2 protein-coding genes are annotated in these 2,248 nt (G+C 54.3%); both read right to left on the bottom strand.

Annotated elements, in window-relative coordinates; translation table 11 throughout:
* Positions 1-1,190: dihydroorotase (locus Q0238_RS05395; protein ID WP_297943680.1), on the bottom strand; the 1,190-nt coding region annotated here is incomplete at its 3' end.
* Positions 1,187-2,116: an aspartate carbamoyltransferase catalytic subunit gene (locus Q0238_RS05390; protein ID WP_297943677.1), complete on the bottom strand. Its 930-nt coding sequence runs from the start codon at positions 2,114-2,116 to the stop codon at positions 1,187-1,189. The genes Q0238_RS05390 and Q0238_RS05395, both read right to left, overlap by 4 nt.
* Positions 2,117-2,248 lie beyond the last annotated feature (132 nt).

Raw genomic sequence — 2,248 nt, 5'->3', positions numbered from 1 at the left:
GAGTTGCGCGATTTGGACTTATTTAGCGCCTCGTCGTAAACGTAGGAAATCTGCGGATCGATGATCGCGACGTCGGCCAAAAAGCCCTCTTTAATCTCACCTTTGTCTTTTAAATTTAGAATTTTAGCCGGGTTAAACGAGCACAGCCGCACCATGTCTTCAAGACCGATGACGCCCTCGTTTACTAGCCGAAGCGTAAGCGGCACGAGGGTTTGAAGCCCTAAAATTCCAAACGGCGCGTGGTCGAATTCTACAAATTTATCGTCGGTATTGTGCGGAGCGTGATCGGTCACGATGGCGTCGATCAGACCACTTTTAAGCGCCTCTCTGATCGCCTGCACGTCGCTTTGGGTACGAAGCGGCGGCGACATTTTAAAATTCGTATCGTATCCCATCAGCTCGCGCTCATCAAAGGTAAAATGATGCGGCGTAGCCTCGCAGGTGACGCGGATACCCTCGCGCTTAGCCTGCTTTATGAGCTTGAGCGACCATGCCGAGCTTACGTGCGCGATGTGGATGTGCCCGCCCGTCTTTTTGGCAAGCAGCAGATCGCGCGCTATCATAATCTCCTCTTTTTCGCTCGCCATCCCCTTTAGACCGAGGATCGCGCTGACCTTACCCTCGTTCATCACGCCGCCGTGGCAAAGCGAGCAATCCTCGCTGTGATTTATCACGAACGAGCCGAAGTGAGCGGAGTATTCAAGCGCCTGTCGCATCACGGAGCTGTCGGTCACGGGTAGCCCGTCGTCGCTGAAAGCCACGCAGCCCGCTTCCAGCATATCGCCCATCTCGACGATCTTTGCGCCCTTGCAGTCCTGCGAGATCGCGCCTATCGGTAGCAGATCGATAAGCCCGCGCTGTTTGGCCTTAGCGATCATCGCGCGCGTGATGCTTGAGTTATCGTTCACGGGCCTAGTATTTGCCATCGGAAGGCAGGTCGTCACGCCGCCTGCGACCGCGGTTTCGCTGCCGCTGATGACGTCGTCTTTGTATTCGAGCCCCGGGTCTCTAAAATGCACATGCATATCGATGAGCCCCGGCATCACGAGCTTGCCCGCGGCGTCTATTACGCGGTCTGCGGCGGGGCACTCGCGCGTGATCTTTGAAATTTTATCACCCTCGATCAGGACGTTTGCCTCCTCGCTGCCGCCCCAATTAACGATCGTGCCGTTTTTTATCAAAATTTTCATCGTGCGCTCCTATTTAAATTTATCGTATGAAGTATCGCCATTCGCATCGCCTCGCCGTTTTCTACCTGATCTAAGACGCAGCTATAGCGCGGGTCGTCGGCTACGTCGGAGTTGATCTCCACGCCGCGGTTGATAGGGCCCGGGTGCATTATCATGACGCCCTCTTTCGCCGCTTGCATCCTCTTAGCTGTAAGTCCGAAAAATTTCGAGTACTCGCGCACGCTCGGGAAGCTCGGCTCGCCGTCTTGCCGCTCGAGCTGAATTCTTAGCATAATGATGACGTCGGCACCCTCGATCGCCTCCTCTATGCTTTTGCATATCGGGCAACCGAACGCGTCGCAGTCGCGCAGCATCATCGGAGGGCCGAAGAGCCGCACGTTTATGCCTAGTTTTTTCATCGCCCAGATGTCGCTTCTGGCCACGCGCGAGCGGAATATATCGCCGATGATCGCGACGTTTAAATTCTCGATCCTGCCCTTGTGCTCGCTGATCGTAAAAAGATCCAGCAGCGCCTGGCTCGGGTGCTCGTTCAGCCCGTCGCCCGCATTTACGATCGATGCGTCGCAGTTGGCCGCGACGAATTTCGCCGCGCCCGAGCAGCTGTGGCGCAGCACGAATATATCCGTGCGCATCGCCTGCATATTTCTGATGGTGTCGATCAGCGTCTCGCCCTTTTTCGTGCTGCTGTCCGCAGCCGTGAAATTTACGCTGTCCGCGCCCAGGCGCTTGGCTGCGATCTCAAAGCTCGTGCGGGTGCGGGTGGAGTTTTCAAAAAACGCGTTGATGACCGTCTTGCCGCGAAGCGAGTCGGATTTTTTGACGTCAGAGCGGTTGAGCGCTTTAAACTCGCGCGCCAGATCGATGAAGTCGTAGATGTCCTCGCGGCTCAGATCCTGCGCGCTAAGAAGATGCTTTAGCTTATACATTCCCTCTCCTTTTTTGGGCCGAATTTCAGCCGTAATTGTATAAAAAAATCTCTGATAAAATTTTAAAATTTAAGAGCTGAGCTCAAATTTAGACGCGAAATTTTGCTTGGAATTTCATTTGAGATCACATAC

Source organism: uncultured Campylobacter sp. (assembly GCF_938045775.1).
Classification (GTDB): domain Bacteria; phylum Campylobacterota; class Campylobacteria; order Campylobacterales; family Campylobacteraceae; genus Campylobacter_B.
This window is presented reverse-complemented; position numbering and strand designations above follow the sequence as displayed.

Coding starts and splice junctions, on each gene's coding strand:
- Q0238_RS05390 (WP_297943677.1), bottom strand. CDS start 2,116: ATGTATAAGCTAAAGCATCTTCTTAGCGCGCAGGATCTGAGCCGCGAG.